Genomic DNA, 19416 nt, shown 5'->3' on the forward strand with positions numbered 1-19416 from the left:
ATACAATTAGCTTATAATTAAGTTTTGATAGAATATCAGGCTAATTTATTAACAAATAATCACATCTTATAATACTTAGATATTCTTCTATCAATCAGCGGAAGACCGATGCTAATTATTAACCCTATGATAAAGGTTATAAAAGTATTATAAGTTATTTTTGTTTCATCAAAATGGTACCCGTAAAAAATTCCTGTAAACACTACAAGTAATATAAAAGAAATAAATTTTTTGTGCTTAATTTCGTAATGTTTATAAACTTTTTCCACAATCATCCAACCTATGGAGATACCAAGCATTCCGCCTAGCCCGTTCCACAGCCAAAAGTATCCTTGCTTGTTTGGGGTTAATAGAAACGATAAAAACAGCAATATAACAACGATTAAAAAAAAGCCTAGATAGTAAAACCCGATTTGATAATAATCCCATACTTTAAGCAAATAGTAGAAGAATATTATCTCCAATCCTGCAAAGCCAATTGCCGATAAAATTTCATACCATTCATGATAACCGAAATGAACGATCCCGGATACCACTCCAAGCAGAACAACAGGAGCACATATTATCATCCGGCGCTTTTCAAGCATTAAGCTTAAAAAGAACCAAAAGACGCAACTTGATTGCGTGTGCCCACTCGGAAAAGCCCACCCTTCTTTATTAAGTTCCGGGTTAAGCGGCACCTGCCAAACGGATTTCAGGTAAGCATTAAGTGCCATGGTAAAAATTGTGATAAAGAGCGCACTTCCAAAAGCTTTTCTGTTAAATAGCACAAACCCGATGATAGAGACTAAAGCTATAACATGAAAATGAGATAAATCAGTTAATATCCTAAAAAAAATATCAGATAAATTCATAACAAAACGTTATTGCAGAATAAATAATATAAAGTTATAAATTATACTCCCCGCTAGTCAAGCAAAAGTTCATGCAATAACATTATGCTTTCAAAGCTTAATGAGCTATTACAAGTTTATCCACCCATACTTATAGAAGAACCACTTTTATGCTTAGCAAGATCAGTATGGTTTTCAACTTTTTCCGGTTTATGGTGGTCTGCTGATGCCTTAGGTTTAACTATATCCGTAAATAATTTTGGCGATTTTTTTCCAATCTGATCCTGGCTATTCTCAGGCGTGCTTATTCCGTCACCTTTAAGCATATCCTCACTAGCTTTAAACCCACTTAATTTACTTGTTTTTATATTTTCATCCTCTTTATACTGATTATATTTCACAATTCCGTAAGCACCCGCACCGATTGCGGCACCCGCTAAACCGGCTCCCACGGCAAACAAGCCCCCTGTCGCCACAGTTGCAGCTAATGCCCCCACTCCCACAACTGTAGCAGCCACTCCTATTGCAGCAGCTTTTATCGGATGTTCTGAAACATATGACTTTATTCTGTTGAAAAGTGAAGGATTAGTTTCGGATACTTCAGGCTTCTCTTGCGGTTTTGTTGAAATAATTTGCTCTTGCTGCTGCTTAATATCGGGGAATAAGTTTAATACATCTTTAGCAATACTAATACCTTCGGGAAGTAGGTGTGATGTTCTAAAGCTTAAATTTTGAACAAGATTCTTCGGAAGAGGTTCTGGTGCTTCAGAGCGCCAGTTTTGAGCAAGCTTGTATAGATAATCGGTATTATCTATAATTTCTTGAAGCATTTTTTGATCAGTAAATTCTAATTTCGCAGTAAATGTTTTTTTGGTATCAACTGTATTAAAGTTAATATTAAATTTAGCGCTTATGTCACTTTTTTCATTTTTTATTAACTCTAAAGCTTCTCGTATTGCAGTATTAACATTTTCAATTTGTATCCAATCGTCTGCTATTGATACATTTATAGCATAAGAACCCTGTTGCTGGGCTATACTATTAGTTATATTACGGATTTCTTGAGCTTGTGGGTTCTTCGTATTAATAGCCTGGGATTCTGCACTTTCTTGTCGTATTACATCTGTTTTACCCACTTCAACACCTGTTGCTACGGGAGCCATTTCTGGAACGTCAGCTTTAGCTACCCCAACACTAATAGGAGTATTACTTGCAAAACCAGCCGACCTACTGACTTCACTTACTGCATTACTACTTACATTAACTTCTGTTACTTCTGCCTGCTGCTGCTTCACCCCGGGAAATAAACTCATTATATTTTCTTCAATTTTAATATCACCAGGAAGTTCAGCTGAAACTTTAAATCTTATATTTTCCTGAAGGTTAACATTTTCCAAGGGTATTTGGTTTAATTTAACCTCATTTAAAAAATCCGTAATACTTTTATCATTTATAGATTCAAGCTCTACCAAAAAGCCTTTTTTCTGAACAGGGTCGTAGAAGTTAATATTAACTTTGTTGTTTAATTCATTATGTCTCGCATCAATTGAGGCAACTTTTAAAGCTGCTCTTATATTACTCATTTGTATACTGCCTGTGATGGGTGCTAATATTACATTATTTATATCATCAATTTTTTGGCTATTATCAACTTTTGCCTCTTCTATCTGCTCTTTCTTAGCCCCATAGAACAAACCTCCTGTATCACTAGCAATCTCTATATCTTCTTGTTGTGCAACATTATTGGTTTTATCCCCACTTACTTCCACCTGTATTTTCTCTGTATTTAATTTTGCTTGGGGTCTTCCTGACATAGCAACACTGTTTCTTTGAGTTTTTATGGATTCTACCTTGGAGAAATTTTCAATTATATCTTCGGATATCTTAATACCATTTAAATCATTTCTTTTACCGATATTCTGCACAATATTAAAAGCATATTGCTTTTGTATGTCCGCTGCTGTCATATTCCTTATCTGTTGCAGGTTATTATCCATAAAGCTCTTATTAATACTTGCCCCATTTTTAGTCACTAGATCGGTTTCGAATGAATTTCCGTTTTGATCTTTAAAGTTTAGTTTAATTTCGCTCACAGGAGCTCCTAGCTTATCCACTTGTGTGTATGCAAGCTCAAGCGCAAGTTTCAGATCTTCTACAGTCAATTCATTACCTTGTATTGCTATACTGATCTCATTTATTTCCTGCGGTTGGTCACTTGATTTCCCTTCTAAGTTATTAATTGACCGAATAATTTGCGCCTTTTCCACTGTATTGGTAAATTCTTTAAAACTAATAAATGTTTTATCCGCCAAATCTTTTTCTACTCCAATTCCACTTTGCTCCCCATTAACTAACATCTCATCTACGGTAAATATTCTTATCATTTTATCAATGTTGGCATCTGTTCTTACATCATACCCTACTTGAAACTTTTTTAAATGGGCTGCATGCTTAAAATTGTCACTAAATGATTGTCCGGGAACAGCTGTTATATAAGCTTTTAAGCTTTTATTATCATATTTAAATTCAACAGGAATAACCCTTGTTTCATCTTGCTTATCAAGGCTTAATTTATCGAAATTATCCAAAGCTGAATTATATGCTTTATAGATATCCTCTGCAGTAATTTTACTTTTTGCTAATGTTATCTCAATTGTCTTTAATTCTTGCAACTCTTCAATCCCACCCTTCATCCTTATCCCCTTAAAATAAGTATTTCTTTATTAAATATAATTATAAATACTATTTATTAACAAAGGGTTAACGTAAACGACAATAATAGGGAATTATGTGATTTAAGCTATTCCATAGCTTTTAACTAAGCTGCCGCAAAGCACATACCACCCGTCGATTAACACAAAGAAGATAAGCTTAAACGGCATGGATATCAGCACGGGAGGAAGCATCATCATCCCCATAGCCATCAGCACTGAGGAGACGACTAAGTCAATAATTAAAAACGGCAGAAAGATCAAAAACCCTATTTCAAAGGCACGTTTCAGTTCACTGAGCATAAAAGAAGGAACTAAAATATGATAGGGTAGATCTTCCTTCTTTTCTATTTTAATTTTTGAAATATCAAGAAAAAGGGATAAATCCTTATCTCTGGTGTTTTCAACCATGAATTCATGGAAAGGTTTGGCGATAATCGGTAAAGCAATATCTTCGGTAATTTCTTCGTTGATTAAAGGTTTAATTCCGTATTCGTAAGATTTCTCGAAGGTAGGCGCCATAATAAAGAAAGTTAAAAATATGGCTAAGCTGGTCAGCACCATATTGGGCGGTGTTTGCTGTAAGCCTATTGCGGTTCGTAGCAATGAAAAAACTACTACAATCCTAACGAAAGATGTCACCATCATGAATATTGAAGGTGCAAGGCTTAGAATAGTTATAAGCCCGATTATCTGTACTACTTTTGAAGAGAGCGCACCACCCGTTGGGTTATCACCGCTTAAATCAATATTTACCGATTGTGCCAAAGCTTGAGGGGCAATAAAAAGTAAAATTGTAAAAAGAATGCTTAGTTTATTCATAGCTTGTTATCTATAATTTCAATTAGTTGATCCGTATTACTTAAAAGCAGTATATAGGTTTTATTTTCTCTCTTTATGGATAAGAGCTTACGTTTTTGGTCAATATATAAAATTTCTTCTATGCTGAATTTAGAATTTTTAGCGGCAATAATCCTTTGCAGCATATATTTCTTAAATAAAAAATATATTAACCCGATAATAGCCAGTACGAAGGTGAGTGCTAAAAATGATTTCAATAAATTTACCGCTTCCATTCTTAGTATATCCCTCCGAAATCTTCGTTAAGATCATGGGCTTTAGGTGTAGCGGAGCTCCCTTCGCCACCCTCGATAACGTCTAGTATTTCATCAATTGACTTTGCCTTTCCTTCAAGCTGAGCCTTTCTGATAGCCTCCTTGATAATATCACGAGGATTAGTTTCCTCAGTCGCCAAAGCTCCGGTTGTGGCATCTATCTCTACCAACTCAATCCCTTCAGGGATGGTAAACTTCCTATCCTCGGTATTTTTTAAACCCTCTTTTATGAAATCAATGAAGATCGGTAAAGCAAGTGAAGAACCACTTTCCTTTTGCCCTAAAGTTCGTGGTGCATCAAAACCGACATAGACCCCAACCACTATATCCGGGTTAAACCCGACAAACCAAGTATCAAAGCTATTATTAGTCGTACCGGTTTTCCCTGCCAAAGTTCGCTTCAGCTGCTTAGCAGCAACTGCCGTGCCCCGCTGCACTACTCCTTCAAGGATTGAGACCATTTGATAATTAATATTTTCGTCAATGAGCTGATCGTATTCATAAAATAACTCAGGCGGGGATGAGGTATTCAGCTCATCAACATTTGCAGCTTTTCTTTTATCTGAGGAATATATTAATTTACCTTTTCGGTCATAAACCCGATCAATAAAGTTTGGCTCAACTCTTTTACCGCCGCTCGCAATAATATTAAAAGCATTAGCAAGACTTAATACTTTAGTCTCAAAGGAACCTAAAGCCATAGAATAATTCCTCGGAGGATCTTTATATATCCCAAGCCGCTCGGACATCTCAATTACAGGGTTCAAACCGATTTTAGTAATTAGCCACACGGTGGAAAGGTTTCTCGATTTTTCTAAAGACTTCCTAAGCGTAATTGCTCCCAAATAGTCACCTCGCATATTTTTAGGTCTCCAAGGCGGCATGCCCGCACCTTGGCTTAACTCTATGGGAAGATCATATACTATAGATCTAGGATCATAACCGTTTTCCAATGCAGCCATATATAAAAATGCTTTAAACGTTGAGCCGGGTTGCCGATCGGCTTGAGTTACCCTGTTAAAATTACTTTTTTTATAGCTGTAACCGCCGACCTCAGCTAAAACTTTTCCGGAGTTAGGTTCTAAAACTACAATAGCTCCATTAACCTCAGGAATTTGTTCCAATACATAATTATTTTCAGCTTCAGAAAGTCGACTTACCAATATTACATTTCCTTTTTTCAATACCTCATGAGCTGATTTAATCGTTGCCCCTACCATTTGTTCTTTTAAGCTCATTCGCGCCCATGATAGGTGTTCAAAATTAATTACTCCTTTTTCCCCTCCCTCTAAAGCAATATTTACACTTGAGTTATCAACTCGTAAAACTGCTGCAAGCTTGAAAGCCCCGATATCAAGGGGCTTAGGAAAATTTTTCAGGTCTTCCTGCCAACTAGGGTTTTCAATATTAATGCTACCCAAAGCCCCTCTATACCCATGCTTCTTATCATACCTCAGCAACCCCTCTTTCAAGGTTTTTTCGGCGATTACCTGCATTTCCTCATTAACATTGGTAAACACCTGTAAACCATCTTTATAAACCGCATCTTCTCCAAACTTGGTAATCAATTCCTGCCTAACGGTTTCCGAATAATAATCGGCACGAAAGAAATCGGTTTCTCTTCTTTTTTTAAGACTAATTAAGCTCTTAGTTGCTCTACTTAGCTCCTCATCAGTTATATAGCCCTCTTCATACATTCTACTTAGCACCCAATTCCGGCGCTCTCTTGCGCGCCTCGGGCTTTTTATAGGGTTTACATATGAAGGCGCTTTAGGCAATGCTGCTAAAAGTGCAGCTTCTTCAGCATTCAGCTCATCCAGTTCTTTATTGAAATAATTTAATGCAGCGGAAGCAATACCATATGAATTATTCCCTAAATAAATTTGGTTTAAATAAAGTTCCATTATTTTTTCTTTGGAATATACTTTAGAAATTCTATACGCAAGAATAGCTTCTTTTATTTTTCTTGATAAAGTTCTCTCATTGGTAAGCAAAAAATTCTTTACTACCTGTTGAGTAATTGTAGAACCCCCCACCGGGTTTTTGTGCTTTCCGACATTTACTATATTAACTATTGCAGCCCTTGCAATTCCGACAGGGTCTAAGCCCTCGTGCTTAAAGAAATTTCTGTCTTCCGCAGCAATAAATGCATTAACAATTAATTCCGGAATCTCATCATACTTAGTATATATCCTATTTTCAGTTGCCGCTTCATCAAGAATATGTCCTTTTTGGGTATATAATCTCGTGATTGCAGGCGGGTCATATTCCTCCAGCTGCCTATAATCCGGCAAATCTTTTCCGAAATAAAGAATAATTTGCAATAAGACTATGAGCCCGATAATTGCACCACCAATTATCAGAGAACTCCATATATATAATGCTCTTCTTAGCTTCTTAAACATTTAACTTATCACTATCCTTACAGATTTACTAAAAAACATACTTATATAACGGTTGGTTATAACTTAATTCGTATGTAAAAGCTATTAATTTGAATGGCATATAATACTATGTATACTTTAACGATATGATTGCCGGAAAGCGTCCGGAAATTATATATTGTACCTCAATATCTTCTGTATAATACCTATTCGGAAAATATTATTGCTGCATTTTGTATATTTCTTTCTATACCTTGCTTTAAATCTTTATATTCAGAAGAATTTAATTGCTCACCGGTAATAAAGGTTTTTAGTATTTTAACCGTATCAAAGATCTCAATATCTTTGCCTTTATTTTTACATTCTCTTTTAAAATATAACCAGGGGCTCTTTATTTCATAATTTAAGCTTTGTACATTTTTTACTTTCATATCTTTTAACACGGTAGAACGTTTTAAAGTCATCGGCGACCCGACCATCGTATCTCTGATCTGATCATGAGCTACATTGGTAAAGCTCCCAAGCCATTTTGAAGAGAGAGTTAAAGCCTGACCCATATTGGTTTTAAAGGTACTATTCTTATGTTCATAGCTATATTTAACAGTTATATCTTTCACTTCTCTTTTGGTCAGATCAGGAACTTCTATGCTTTTCTTTTCTTCATCGGTTAAGTGATTTCCGCTAATCGCTGTAAATAAAAAGTCCTCTATTGCTTGTTTGGAAAAATATAAACCCATCCCGCTGAACTGCAAACGCTCTTCCCCTTTAATAGTTAAACTTCCCGTATCAAGTATAGCGCCGTCGCTTTTAAGCTCCATTACATTATTTTTAATCATCTGCGAATGGTCGGGATCAATTTCCGGTATAGTTTCATAACTTGGTTCTTTCGTATCCAGAACCAGAACTTTTTTACCTGCAATATCAGGGAATATTCCGTCAGTCATGCTTTGGAAGTTGGTCGGGTCAATCCAGTATACTTCTCCACCCTTTCCGATTACTTTAAGCATCGCATGGTTAAAACTATAAATATTAGGTAACGGCTCATCATATGATTGATTCATAACCCCTCTCATAACTAAAGTTGCCCTTGCTTTAAAGCCCAGTTTATTTAGAATTGCAGCAGTGCTTGCCGAGAAATCCTTACAATCCCCTAACTGGCTTGTTGCTACTTTTTCTAAATCCCTAGGAATTATCCGTCCGTTTACCGTGCGCCAATCTCCCATATATCTCACCTTATCATTCAGTAAGGAAATCACTCTCTCAATCTGCTCTTTTTCAGTTAAATTACTTTTTTTTACTTCGCTCACTATCTCATCGAAAGCTTTAGGTAAAGGTTGATTAATTATTTTCGCATAATCTTTTCCGAAACGAGTTCCGATTTCTTCCCAAGTATTTAAACTCGAAATTGATAAAGAGGTGATATATTTATTATTTATTATCGTACTATCTCTGGGCTCACCGCTAGTTTGAGTATATAGCGGTTTTATTAACTTTATTTTAATTATCGATAGATTGTTTTCTTTAGACTGAGTAATTTCCAAAGCTTTATTCGGGTCATTAACATAATACTTTAAAGGAAGTTCAGACCTGATTTCTATATTGGATTCTTTTTCATAACCGTCCAATCCAAAGGTGGCTCTAGTGAAATAACTATTAGCTAAAGGCACTTTATTTACAGCAATTTTATATTTTATATAAATCTTAGCACCGATTTCGGCTTTCGGGTAAGCTATCAGAATTTGTCTTTGTTGATCAAATCCCTGATGCGAACTTGCCAGAGGCTTATCTTCGATCATATCCTGATCTACTTTATATTCTTTTTCCTGATAAATTGTTTTTGCTTCTAATATAGTAACTTTGGAACTATCACCATTATATTTTATCACATAATTTGCGGCATAATCGCGCCCAAGTTCTTTTAGTATAGTTTTCTCTTCTTCAATTATGCTTTCATTTGTGCCGTCTTTATTAACAGTTTCAATTACATTATATTTATTAATCTCAATTGACGCATCGTCATAAGTTGCCCACCTTGCTTCCGCAGCATTACTTAAAAGAATAACCATGCATATTGCTGCTGAAAAAAAGTTAAGAAATGAAATATATTTACTTTTCATATTGCTCCTCATATGAACTTCAGTGCTTTCATAGCACACAACTTAAAAACCGAATTACCTAATAGTTATTATTTTTTCAAATAATGCAACTTAAAAAATATTATAATTAACTGTTCCGTTGTAATTTGTTAATTAATGCCTCAACTAAAGTGGTCGCCAGTTCAGGTTTCTCTAATCTGCCTAATTCTTCAATATAATCTCTATAAACCAATGTATAATCATTAAAACTCTCTTCTAAAAAGGCGACCTTATTTAATACTAAAAGATCAAGATTCTTATATTTTAACTTATTCTTAGCATTCTCGATATAATTCTCACTCTCTAACGCAAATCCTACAACAAGTTGCGGTCGCTTTCCATCAGTTCTGCCTCCGATAGTTGCTACTACATCCGTATTAGGAATAAACTCAATTGCTACATTTTCTCCAGTCTTTTTCTTAATTTTATTTTGCGAATAGATAAGTGGTTTAAAATCACATATTGCGGCACATCCAATAAAAATATCGGTAGGTAATTTAGAAAGAGAACTTTTCAGCATTTCTTCAGCAGAGAACGCACGAATTACTTTAGCTTCCCGAGGCAATTCACAAGTTATATTCCCGGCAATAATAGTCACTTCCGCTCCTTCTCTTATCAAGCGGCTTGCAATTAATGCGCCGAGCTTGCCTGAGGAAGTGTTACCGAGGAACCTGACTGGATCCAGCATTTCTTTGGTGCTTCCTAATGTGATGGTAACCTTAATACCTTTTAGGCGCCCGTTATTATATAGCATTTTATCGACTAATTCTAATATGGCTTCATTACCTATATATTTCCCGTACCCGATATCTTTACAAGCGGTAGAGCCGTAAATCGGCTCGGCAATCTCAACGTTTCTATCCCTTAAAACAGCTACATTATTTTGTGTTGCCGGATGAAAAAGCATCCTTGGATTCATAGCAGGTGCAATTAAAACTTTATTGCTATTAACTAACAGAGTACAAAGCGATAAAGTATCGCCTAAGCCTATTGCCATCTTAGCTATATAATCCGCAGTTGCCGGCACTACTAAAACAAGTTCGTGGTTTTTAGCTAACTCTATATGAAGCATAGGATTATAATGCGAATCTTCAAATACGTAATCATTATAAATAATAGCTTTAGTTAATGAAGAATAGGTAAGCGGGCTAACGAAATGCTTTGCCGATTCAGTTAATATAATGCTGATCTCATGCCCTTTTTTCTCTAATTCTCTAACTAAATCAATACTTTTATAAGCTGCTATGCTTCCTGTGATTATTACCAATAATTTTGCCATAAAGCTTACCTGTTTTTAAATAATGTTAGCTGCCTGAAAGCTTATCTATAATTGGCTTGAATTCCTCGACTAAACCCTGATAAAGTTTCTTTTTAAATGAAACAATCAGTTCGGGGAGTTCTTCAACATCTACCCATTTCCAGCTTATGAATTCAGGTATCTCAGTATTTATATTTATTTCGCTGTCCTTACCCAAAAATTTAGCTAAATACCATTTTTGCTTTTGACCTATATACTTCCCGCCCCACCAGAGGGGAGCAAATTGTTTAGGGAGATCATATTGATACCAGTCACTTGAAACGCCTATAATCTCTATATTGTCAGTGCCTATTTCCTCCAGCACTTCTCGCATCAAAGCCTGGTCGGGATTTTCTCCTTCATCAATACCACCTTGGGGCATTTGCCAAGCTTCACTGCTTTCTTTCACTCTTTGGCCGACAAAAACTTTATTTTCATTGTTAATCAGCATTATGCCAACCCCGTAACGGTATGCACTATTTTTTTCCATAGAAAGCCCTAAAGTAAAACTAATAAATTAGTTGCTGAAATCAAAATAATACCCAGCAATAAATTATTTTTTAATTATCAGTTTATTATATATCTAACTGATTAATAATACTATTTATAATTAAACGAAACATTGCACAATTTTTTTTGGAAGTAATTAACTTTCCTTTTATAGCTGTATTGAATAGTAAGTTGGATTATAATCCTATAAAAATTCACTTAATACGGTTAACTTAATTAATCTTTTTTTGCGACAATTCGGGTGGCATATTTTTGTTTATTATTAATTTTCTCGATCAATTCTTCATGCTGTACCCTTATGAGAAAAAAAAGTTCTTTATTATATGTCTGCTCAATAAATTCACGATGCTCGGTTAGATTTTTAAGTAACGCCTTTGCATAGCCCAAAAATATTTTGCTGTCATCACGAAATTCAATCTCACTGAATCCGGTATTTTTCAATACTTGTTCATAAGATTTTTTCGTTTCACACACCAAAGGTACCGAGCTATCAGTTATAGCTTGTGGAAAAATCCAATCAGCGATAACAAATAAGCCTGCCGGTTTCAATACGGCATTCACTTGACGAAACAAAGTGTCTTTGTCGGCAACATGATTTAAAACACCCTTGCTGTAAACCAAATCAAACGACTTTGGTTTATAAGGTAGCTCTCCTTTATCATTATACACATTAAATTCCAAGGAGTGGGCAAGGTTCTGAGGCATATGATTATGCGCATATCTTACCATCCACGGGTAAACTTCCACTCCGAAAACCGTCATCAGGTAGTTTTCAACCAAATAAAATGCAGCACCACCTAAACCGAAGCCTAAATCTAAAGCCTTTAATCCTCTTATATTAAGGCCTGAGAACATATTATCGATTGCAGGAAAGCCTCCTAAGGAAATTAAATTTTTGCCGTAAATAGTTTCAAAGAGCGAAATATTTTCCGGGCAATAAGGGTCTGCATCGGATGGCGTTTGGGATCGCGTGATATCCTTACTTTTTATCATAATTTTTATATAAAATATGATTGTTTTGTTTTATTTATATTATCAGTATTTTTAATTCAATTAATCATTACTGATTCTATTTCAATTAAAATGGGATGTCATCATCTAAGATTTCGCCTGCATCATGTGAAGAGCCCTGTTTATGGGCTACACCGGCAGGTGATTTGGAATTAGATTCAAAATCATTATGATCGTAATCAGAGCCAGAACCCCCGCCTTGGCTACGACTATCCAGCAATACAACCACACTATTAAAATTTTGCAGGACAATTTCGGTAGCAAATTTTTCCTGACCACTTTGGTCAGTCCATTTTCTAGTCTGCAATGCACCCTCCAGATAAACCTTAGAACCCTTATGCACATAATTTTTTATAATATTAACTAGGGGCGGAGCAAAGATAACCACTCTATGCCATTCGGTTTTCTCCTTTCTTTCGCCTGAGGATTTATCCCGCCAACTTTCAGAAGTGGCTAAGCTAAAGCTTACTATTTCCCTGCCGTCTTGCGTAGTTCTTACTTCGGGATCTTTCCCGACGTTTCCGATTAAAATAACTTTATTTAGACTTCCGGCCATAACTTTCATTGTATTTTTATTAATGTATTTATTAGACCCAAGCCGAAAATAAAGTCAAACTATTTATTTGTTTAGGTGAAAATATTACTTGTTTGCCTTGATTTTTTACTTTATAATTTTTTAGTAAATAAATTTGTATCGACTAGTAATATGGCAATTAAGAAATCTGACGCGAAATCTTCAACCACTCCGAACAAGGGTGAAAACAAACCGACTTTACATCCTAATTATAGAATTATTAAAGTAGAAATGACTGATGGTGAAGTGTATGAAACCCGTTCTACTTACCATAACAATGTACTTAAGCTTGATGTTGATAAAAAAACTCACCCGGCTTGGACAAGAGAAGCTAACTACATAAATGCTAAGGCAAGTGAAGTAGCTAAATTTAACGATAAGTTTAAAGGCCTAAGTTTTTTAAAATAAACTAAAAGCCGGTTCGTAATAACTTGCATTAAAAAGAGCAGCTTTAATTGTTTAAGGCTGCTCTTCTACTTTTATAGTACTCAGCTTAGGTTAATATTCCATCTACTTTCTTTCCCTACTATCATTTATAGTAAATTATACATAAATCTGACAATTCTTAGTATATTGATTGTATAAAATAATTTCTATGAGCGCTGCTTTTCTTTTAGGTTTCGGAGGGATGCGCTACTATTAATTCTATTAATTTTCTATAGTAAACTAACTTTTTTTTGGTGCAAAAAAACAGAGAAGCAAATATTAGCCTTTTTAAATACTTTTATCTTCTCGGTACTTTATTATCATCCCGATCTCCACCACCGACAATCTTTCCTACACTCATTCCAAGCATATGTGAAGCATTGCCGGCTGCCATTCCTACTAAGCTTCTGACGGGGCTAAGGATATTAATTGATCCCCTGCTCGTATCCGCTATACCGTAAACACCGGTTAGGACTACAATAAGCTTAATTGCCCCCCCGACGAAAAAATAAAAGATAGTTACGAATAATAATAATTTTAATGCCGGATGGAAATATGATTTAATAGCCAAAGGCTTTAAGCGCTTAAATTCACCTAAAGCACCAAGATCAACAGGCTCAATATAATTCTCTGCAAAAACTCCAATATTTGCCGAGCATGGATCTTTTGCAACCATACCGACCGTTGTGCAAAATATTGAATCGATATCTTTACATGCTTGAGTTATAGGAATATTATGCTCTTTGATCTCCGCACTCTTGGTAGTAAGTTCACCGAAATAAATCGAATCGAGTACTGTTAACATAAAAGAAAGTAATATGAATAATACCGCAGGAGCAATAATATAGCCTATAATCATTCTAAACCAGGATTGAAAAATGTTTTTAGTAGGATTAAATAAAGAGAAGCAAAGCATTATAGGAGATATCAATATCAGTATCGCTACTATAAATAACGAATGAATGAATACTGAGGTAAACCTAAAAATTATTAATAAAAGCAAAAAAACATATAGAACAGAGATAATTGTCAGCAAAAACCCGTCTCCGCTGACAAATAACGCAGCAGCACCAATCCACATACTAATCATTCCGCTCATGGAATAATGACAGGAACCGAAATTTAAATAATTAGCAAGTTTACAATCGACAAAGTCCCAAAAGGTTAACTTTACATTATGTGAACCGGCAGTAGGTTCAATCTTACCTGCAAATGAAAAAACATTAATATCTCTTTGCCCTAAAAGCTCTTTTCCTTCAAACCAATAATTACACAACCCGACCGGATCTTTATCAACTTGTACTTTAAAAAATATTAAAGATAGCTCTTCCGTTGCGGAAGTTATAGCCGGAAAAAGTCCTTTAGCCTCACCTTGTTGATAATAGTACCAAGTGCCTGAGCCGGTAAAAACAAGTACTAATGTAAATTTTATTATATACATTAAGAACTCACCCTGGTTCGGTACTTGGGTTGAGCTCATTATTTTAATTCCGACTAATGAAACATATAGTACCAAGACAGCAAACACCAACCCTCTAAAGTTTTCATGCAATATATTAAGCAACCCTCTTTTGTTGCTTTGATTAGCGCCTAAGAATACTTTTAGTATCATATCTTTTACACATCCTACTACCGTGCTCGTAACATGAAATTCACTCTCAAGAAATAATTTCATTGCTAACCCGTTTCGTGAATGCTGATCAGTAATAGACAAAGCCCTTCCTAAAGACTGCAAATCTTCTCTACCGCTAATCAAGTGGTAGCATCTTGTACTTTTAATTTGCTCTAAAAACGGCGGTTCCACAGCTCTCTCTACAGGTGGCGCAATTGAGGTGCATCCGACTTTAATAGGAATTCTCGTCTCCGGGGTCGCAACACATAATTGCATCTTCCCGAGCGCAGTATTAAAATAATTATAAGCATGAAATATTACTGATCTTAACTCTGCTGATTCCCCGGCTTTTAAAAACTTTCCTTCTCTTGCACTCAAAGAAGAATTGCCGTTCCTTGGAGAATATGAATCAGCATATTCAATTCTAACCTGCCCTACCAATTCTTTAAGCGCATAATTTTTAGCAATACCAGCACAAAACGGAGAAGCAGCCCCCATATATCCCCATACTTTGCCTCTTAAATGCCGTTCCGCTTCACTACGGTATATTTTGGAATTATGAAGAGGATCCCATTCAGGATCACATGAATAATAAAAAGGTATATCGGTTGCAGTTAAAGCAAGCGAATGCTGATTCCTGTAACCTCCGCCCGGCTGCACTTTAGAGTCTATCCATCCGTTCATTCTATTTATATATTCATGAGGCCTTACTATATATGCATTAGTACATATATCACCCAAAGTAAAACGATGCATCATAGGAATAGCCCCGACCAACGAATCTACAGCTCCTATTGCTTGTCTGGCAAAATTTGTAACATAGGAAAACATAGAAGCATTTAAGGGCGTATGTACCCTAGTATGATATTCTTCTCTTTCTTTTTTGGATTTTTGGAAGCTATCATATAAAACTTGGGTTTCATCATGGCCTGATATTTTATTTAAGCGAAGGCATGCAAACGTCCCGTTATCCTGATAAGACTCAAATTCTTCCAAGCTATTAAAAGCTAAAGCTTCATCAGCAATTATCAACAGAAAAAAAAATACTAATAGTAATTTAGCACCATATTTAATTTGGGTCATTGGTAATAATTTTCATAAATTATGTCGGGTTATATTAAGCTCAATCTTTTTATACATAAGCATTTAAAACACTACCGACATTTTCAAACTACGATTCAATAGCAAAGCTATAAAATTTGACAAGATAAATTTGTATAAAATAGAATAATTTACATATTAAAATAGATATATAATGGCACAATATTAAGCTATTAATAAATTAGCTTTTAAAGCATTATTTATTATATCTAAATAACTTAAGCTAAAAGCTTTCTATTCAATACAATATGATTAAACTTCAGTTCTTTCTGCCGGCAGGGTAAAATTCCACATTTTTTCTATGCTATAATTTTCTCTCACCTCAGGGATAAATATATGAATCACTACATCTAATGCATCAATTAAAACCCAATTACCCTCTTTCATCCCTTCAACACCTACTCCTCCGAAACCTTCGTTCTTTATGTCCGCCAGTATTTTTTCAGCTAATGAGTTAACATGCCTGGTTGAACGTCCGCTTGCAACTACCATAAAGTGTGCAAAATCAGCTTTACCTTCTAAATCAATTAAAGTGACGTCTTCCGCCTTATCTCTATCTAAACAACTTAGCACTAAATCTTTTATATCTATTGCTCTTTCTTTATTTCCTAATTCTCTGATTTTATTTTGATTTTTCATATTTTAACCTGCTCCTTATTTGGGTAGATGAAATCGGATTTTGCCGAATTTTAAAAAAACACCAATTTTTATTTTTAAAGTTAGTAACATTACCATAATTAAGCATTTTATGCGATGGAAAAATATTAGCAGCTTTTGACTTATTAACCTTAATTCCGAAACTGAAACGGTCAAAAACTGCTATATAAGATTGCCTAAATATTTGTTTCCACTGATACCATTTATGAATCTGCACCATATTATCCGCACCCATCAGCCAAACAAACTCTGCGTTCCTATGCTATTTTTTTTATTCTGTTAATTGAATTTGCCGTAAAGTTATTTTTAAAATATTTCTCAATATCACTGACTATAATTTTATTTGAATGCTTTGTATTTTCAGCTATTTCAACTCTGGTATTTAATGAACCTTTAACGTCTTCACTTTTTAAAGGATTTTGAGGGGAAACCAACCAAACCACATAATCCAGATTTAAACGCTTAATTGCTTCTAAGCTTATATACCTATGCCCTTCATGTGCGGGATTAAAGGTTCCTCCTAAAATCCCCACCCTTATTTTTGTATTTCCTGAAACAGGTAACAGCTTAAATCTACTCATTTAATGAGCGAAAGTTTGCGCATTAAGGCGTTTACCATATTCCTCCGATCTTTCTACATCCTCATCCCATTCAATAGGCTCGGGAATTTTAGTTAAAGCAATTTTTAAAACCTCATCTGCATTTTCTACCGGAATGATTTCTAAATTATCTTTAACATTCGCCGGGATTTCCTCAAGATCCTTAGTATTTTCTTTCGGAATCATAACAGTCTTAACTCCAGCCCTTAAAGCTGCAAGTAATTTTTCTTTTAGCCCTCCGATTGCGAGCACCCTACCTCTTAAAGTTATTTCTCCGGTCATTGCAACTGTTTTTCTAACCGGAATACCGGTTAGCGCTGAAACAAGAGAAGTATAAAGCGCAATACCTGCCGAAGGCCCATCTTTAGGAGTTGCCCCTTCAGGAACGTGTATATGAATATCCCTACGCTTAAATAACCCCGGGTTTATACCAAGCTCAACCGCCCTTGATCTTACATAGCTAAGCGCAGCTTGCGCCGACTCTTTCATAACATCACCCAATTTACCGGTGATCTTAATATCACCCTTGCCATACATCAATACCGCTTCTATGGAAAGTATATCTCCACCCACTTCGGTGTAGGCAAGACCGGTAGTTACACCCACTATATCTTCTTTCTCAAGCTCGTTACCTAAGAACTTTTTAACCCCAAGGAAATTATTTACATTTTCTAAAGTAATTTTTATATTATCAATTTTTTTGAGCATTATTTCTCTTATCGCTTTACGAGAGATTTTAGCAATCTCCCTATCCAAGCTTCTCACTCCTGCCTCGCGAGTATAAGAATAAATAACCTCTCTTATAACTTCTTCAGGAATTTCAACTTCTCCCGGTTTAATCCCGTGAGCTTTAAACTGCTTAGGAATTAAATAATTTTTAGCGATTTGAACTTTTTCATCTTCAGTATATCCTGATAATCTGATCACTTCCATCCTATCCATAAGCGGACGCGGAATATCCGTACTATTGGCGGTGGCAACAAACATTACCTTTGAAAGATCGTAATCCAGCTCGATGTAGTGATCATTGAACAAGTGGTTTTGTTCAGGATCCAGCACCTCAAGTAAAGCTGAAGATGGGTCACCGCGATGATCAAAGCCCAGCTTATCAATTTCATCAAGAAGTATTAATGGGTTGTTGGTTTTAGCTTTTTTCATAGCTTGAATAATTTTGCCCGGCATTGCTCCTATATAAGTTCTTCTATGCCCTTTTATTTCGGCTTCATCTCTAAGGCCGCCTAAAGAAATTTTCACAAAATTTCTTCCTGTAGCATTAGCTATCGACTTAGCAAGTGAAGTTTTACCTACGCCCGGAGGACCCACCAAGCAAACAATCGGGCTTTTCAGATCATTTGTCCTTAAGTTAACCGCTAAATATTCCAAAATTCTTTCTTTTATTTTTTCTAAGCCGTAATGCTCATCTTCCAGCACTTTTTCAGCATTTTTCAAATCTTTTTTAATTGGCGAATATTTACCCCAAGGCAGGTCAATAATCCATTCGAGATAGTTTCTGATTACGGTAGTCTCCGAAGACATCGGATTCATGGTTTTAAGCTTCCTAAGCTCTGAATCTACTCTTTCTTTAGCTTCTTTACTCAACTTCAGCTTCTTAAGTTTTTCAGTAAGAATACCGATCTCTTCTTTAAAATCTTCTTCCCCTAACTCTTTATGAATAGCTTTCAACTGTTCATTAAGGTAGTAATCTTTCTGATTTTTTTCTATTTGAGTTCTCACCCTGCTCCTAATCCTGGTTTCGGTATTAAGGAGCTCTATCTCGGAATCTAAAATTAACAGCAACTTCTCAAGCTTAGCTGAAACATCCGTGAGTTCGAGTATTTCTTGTTTTTTATCTGCCTTAATTATTAAGTGCGCACTGATTGCATCACAAAATTTATGGATGTCCTGAATTTGGCTTAAGCTCGCTGCAACCTCAGGGTTTGTTCTACGATTTAACTTAGTATAACTTTCAAACTGATCAGTGATTGAACGCTGAAGGACGCTTATCTCTTTGTTTTCATTACTTAAAGGCCTATCATTCATGTCTTTCACATGAGCACGGATAATATTATCATCCCCTAAAAACTTAATGACCTTAACCCGCTTTACTCCTTCGACTAATATTTTAACTGTCGAGTCCTGCAACTTAAGAACCTGTAATACGTTAGCAATCACTCCTACTTTATAAAGATCGGAAGTTTTTGGATCATCCCTATTTGCATCTTTTTGCGCCAGTAACAAGATTTTATTCTTATTAAGTACAGAGGCTTCTTCAAGGGCTTTAACAGATTTTTCTCTCCCGACGAATAGAGGAACTATCATATTAGGAAACATTACTAAATCTCTTAAAGGTAGAACCGGATAAATATCAATAGAAGTCATAGCTTACTTTTTTTATTGCTTTATATTAAGTATATATAAGTTGCTTTTTAAATTTCACAAGGTTTATACTTT

15 protein-coding genes and 1 pseudogene are annotated in these 19416 nt (G+C 35.4%); 1 reads left to right on the forward strand and 15 read right to left on the reverse strand.

The window, feature by feature from the left end:
• Positions 1 to 59 precede the first annotated feature (59 nt).
• The 10 genes from I862_RS04510 to ssb all read right to left on the reverse strand — a co-directional run bounded on the left by I862_RS04510 (position 60) and on the right by ssb (position 12552).
• Entirely contained in the window at positions 60 to 854 is a 795-nt protein-coding gene (locus I862_RS04510; RefSeq protein ID WP_038539378.1) for a phosphatase PAP2 family protein, read from the reverse strand.
• 116 nt (positions 855 to 970) lie between these two features.
• The gene (locus tag I862_RS04515) at positions 971 to 3526 is read right to left on the reverse strand and encodes a hypothetical protein (protein WP_038539379.1); all 2556 of its coding nucleotides are present in this window, start codon (positions 3524 to 3526) and stop codon (positions 971 to 973) included.
• 102 nt (positions 3527 to 3628) lie between these two features.
• Complete coding sequence (gene fliP, locus I862_RS04520; protein ID WP_038539382.1) at positions 3629 to 4366, reverse strand: flagellar type III secretion system pore protein FliP; 738 nt, start codon at positions 4364 to 4366, stop codon at positions 3629 to 3631.
• Entirely contained in the window at positions 4363 to 4620 is a 258-nt protein-coding gene (locus I862_RS04525; protein ID WP_038539385.1) for a hypothetical protein, read from the reverse strand. The genes fliP and I862_RS04525 overlap by 4 nt, the downstream gene beginning before the upstream one ends.
• 2 nt (positions 4621 to 4622) lie before the next feature.
• Positions 4623 to 7064, reverse strand: coding sequence for a penicillin-binding protein 1A (locus I862_RS04530; protein WP_052646430.1), 2442 nt, complete (start codon positions 7062 to 7064; stop codon positions 4623 to 4625).
• 185 nt (positions 7065 to 7249) lie between these two features.
• Complete coding sequence (locus I862_RS04535) at positions 7250 to 9160, reverse strand: DUF3857 domain-containing protein (RefSeq protein WP_158499268.1); 1911 nt, start codon at positions 9158 to 9160, stop codon at positions 7250 to 7252.
• Positions 9161 to 9266: 106 nt separating this feature from the next.
• Positions 9267 to 10457, reverse strand: coding sequence for a bifunctional phosphopantothenoylcysteine decarboxylase/phosphopantothenate--cysteine ligase CoaBC (gene coaBC, locus I862_RS04540; RefSeq protein ID WP_038539387.1), 1191 nt, complete (start codon positions 10455 to 10457; stop codon positions 9267 to 9269).
• 25 nt (positions 10458 to 10482) lie between these two features.
• Complete coding sequence (locus I862_RS04545; RefSeq protein ID WP_038539390.1) at positions 10483 to 10965, reverse strand: RNA pyrophosphohydrolase; 483 nt, start codon at positions 10963 to 10965, stop codon at positions 10483 to 10485.
• Between the two features lie 236 nt (positions 10966 to 11201).
• Positions 11202 to 11978 (reverse strand): class I SAM-dependent methyltransferase, encoded by a 777-nt coding sequence (locus tag I862_RS04550; RefSeq protein ID WP_038539393.1) that lies wholly within the window; start codon positions 11976 to 11978, stop codon positions 11202 to 11204.
• Positions 11979 to 12063: 85 nt separating this feature from the next.
• Complete coding sequence (gene ssb, locus I862_RS04555; protein ID WP_038541423.1) at positions 12064 to 12552, reverse strand: single-stranded DNA-binding protein; 489 nt, start codon at positions 12550 to 12552, stop codon at positions 12064 to 12066.
• A 150-nt stretch (positions 12553 to 12702) separates the two neighbouring features.
• On the opposite strand from ssb, the gene rpmE reads away from it, so the two are divergent.
• Positions 12703 to 12978 carry a 50S ribosomal protein L31 gene (gene rpmE / locus I862_RS07865; protein WP_075260611.1) on the forward strand — a complete coding sequence of 92 codons (276 nt, stop codon included), beginning with the start codon at positions 12703 to 12705 and terminating at the stop codon, positions 12976 to 12978.
• A gap of 316 nt (positions 12979 to 13294) precedes the next feature.
• On the opposite strand, the gene I862_RS04565 is transcribed toward rpmE, so the two are convergent.
• The 5 genes and pseudogenes from I862_RS04565 to lon form a co-directional block, all read right to left on the reverse strand.
• Positions 13295 to 15691, reverse strand: coding sequence for a TrbL/VirB6 family protein (locus I862_RS04565; protein ID WP_038539395.1), 2397 nt, complete (start codon positions 15689 to 15691; stop codon positions 13295 to 13297).
• A 270-nt stretch (positions 15692 to 15961) separates the two neighbouring features.
• A complete protein-coding gene (gene rsfS, locus I862_RS04570; protein WP_052646434.1) occupies positions 15962 to 16348 on the reverse strand; it encodes a ribosome silencing factor in 387 nt (128 codons plus the stop codon).
• Positions 16332 to 16610, reverse strand: a pseudogene (locus I862_RS08850) (nucleotidyl transferase family protein); the annotation flags it as partial. The pseudogene I862_RS08850 and the gene rsfS, both read right to left, overlap by 17 nt.
• A gap of 13 nt (positions 16611 to 16623) precedes the next feature.
• Positions 16624 to 16947, reverse strand: coding sequence for a nucleotidyl transferase family protein (locus I862_RS08705; RefSeq protein WP_052646438.1), 324 nt, complete (start codon positions 16945 to 16947; stop codon positions 16624 to 16626).
• A complete protein-coding gene (gene lon / locus I862_RS04580) occupies positions 16948 to 19344 on the reverse strand; it encodes an endopeptidase La (RefSeq protein WP_052646440.1) in 2397 nt (798 codons plus the stop codon).
• Positions 19345 to 19416: the final 72 nt, after the last annotated feature.

The organism is endosymbiont of Acanthamoeba sp. UWC8, assembly GCF_000730245.1.
Lineage (GTDB): Bacteria > Pseudomonadota > Alphaproteobacteria > Rickettsiales > Midichloriaceae > Jidaibacter.

Coding starts and splice junctions, on each gene's coding strand:
- I862_RS04535 (WP_158499268.1), bottom strand. CDS start 9,160: ATGAAAAGTAAATATATTTCATTTCTTAACTTTTTTTCAGCAGCAATA.
- I862_RS04545 (WP_038539390.1), bottom strand. CDS start 10,965: ATGGAAAAAAATAGTGCATACCGTTACGGGGTTGGCATAATGCTGATT.
- coaBC (WP_038539387.1), bottom strand. CDS start 10,457: ATGGCAAAATTATTGGTAATAATCACAGGAAGCATAGCAGCTTATAAA.
- rsfS (WP_052646434.1), bottom strand. CDS start 16,348: ATGAAAAATCAAAATAAAATCAGAGAATTAGGAAATAAAGAAAGAGCA.
- I862_RS04525 (WP_038539385.1), bottom strand. CDS start 4,620: ATGGAAGCGGTAAATTTATTGAAATCATTTTTAGCACTCACCTTCGTA.
- I862_RS04515 (WP_038539379.1), bottom strand. CDS start 3,526: ATGAAGGGTGGGATTGAAGAGTTGCAAGAATTAAAGACAATTGAGATA.
- I862_RS04530 (WP_052646430.1), bottom strand. CDS start 7,064: ATGTTTAAGAAGCTAAGAAGAGCATTATATATATGGAGTTCTCTGATA.
- rpmE (WP_075260611.1), top strand. CDS start 12,703: ATGGCAATTAAGAAATCTGACGCGAAATCTTCAACCACTCCGAACAAG.
- I862_RS04510 (WP_038539378.1), bottom strand. CDS start 854: ATGAATTTATCTGATATTTTTTTTAGGATATTAACTGATTTATCTCAT.
- ssb (WP_038541423.1), bottom strand. CDS start 12,552: ATGGCCGGAAGTCTAAATAAAGTTATTTTAATCGGAAACGTCGGGAAA.
- lon (WP_052646440.1), bottom strand. CDS start 19,344: ATGACTTCTATTGATATTTATCCGGTTCTACCTTTAAGAGATTTAGTA.
- I862_RS04550 (WP_038539393.1), bottom strand. CDS start 11,978: ATGATAAAAAGTAAGGATATCACGCGATCCCAAACGCCATCCGATGCA.
- I862_RS04565 (WP_038539395.1), bottom strand. CDS start 15,691: ATGACCCAAATTAAATATGGTGCTAAATTACTATTAGTATTTTTTTTT.
- I862_RS08705 (WP_052646438.1), bottom strand. CDS start 16,947: ATGAGTAGATTTAAGCTGTTACCTGTTTCAGGAAATACAAAAATAAGG.
- fliP (WP_038539382.1), bottom strand. CDS start 4,366: ATGAATAAACTAAGCATTCTTTTTACAATTTTACTTTTTATTGCCCCT.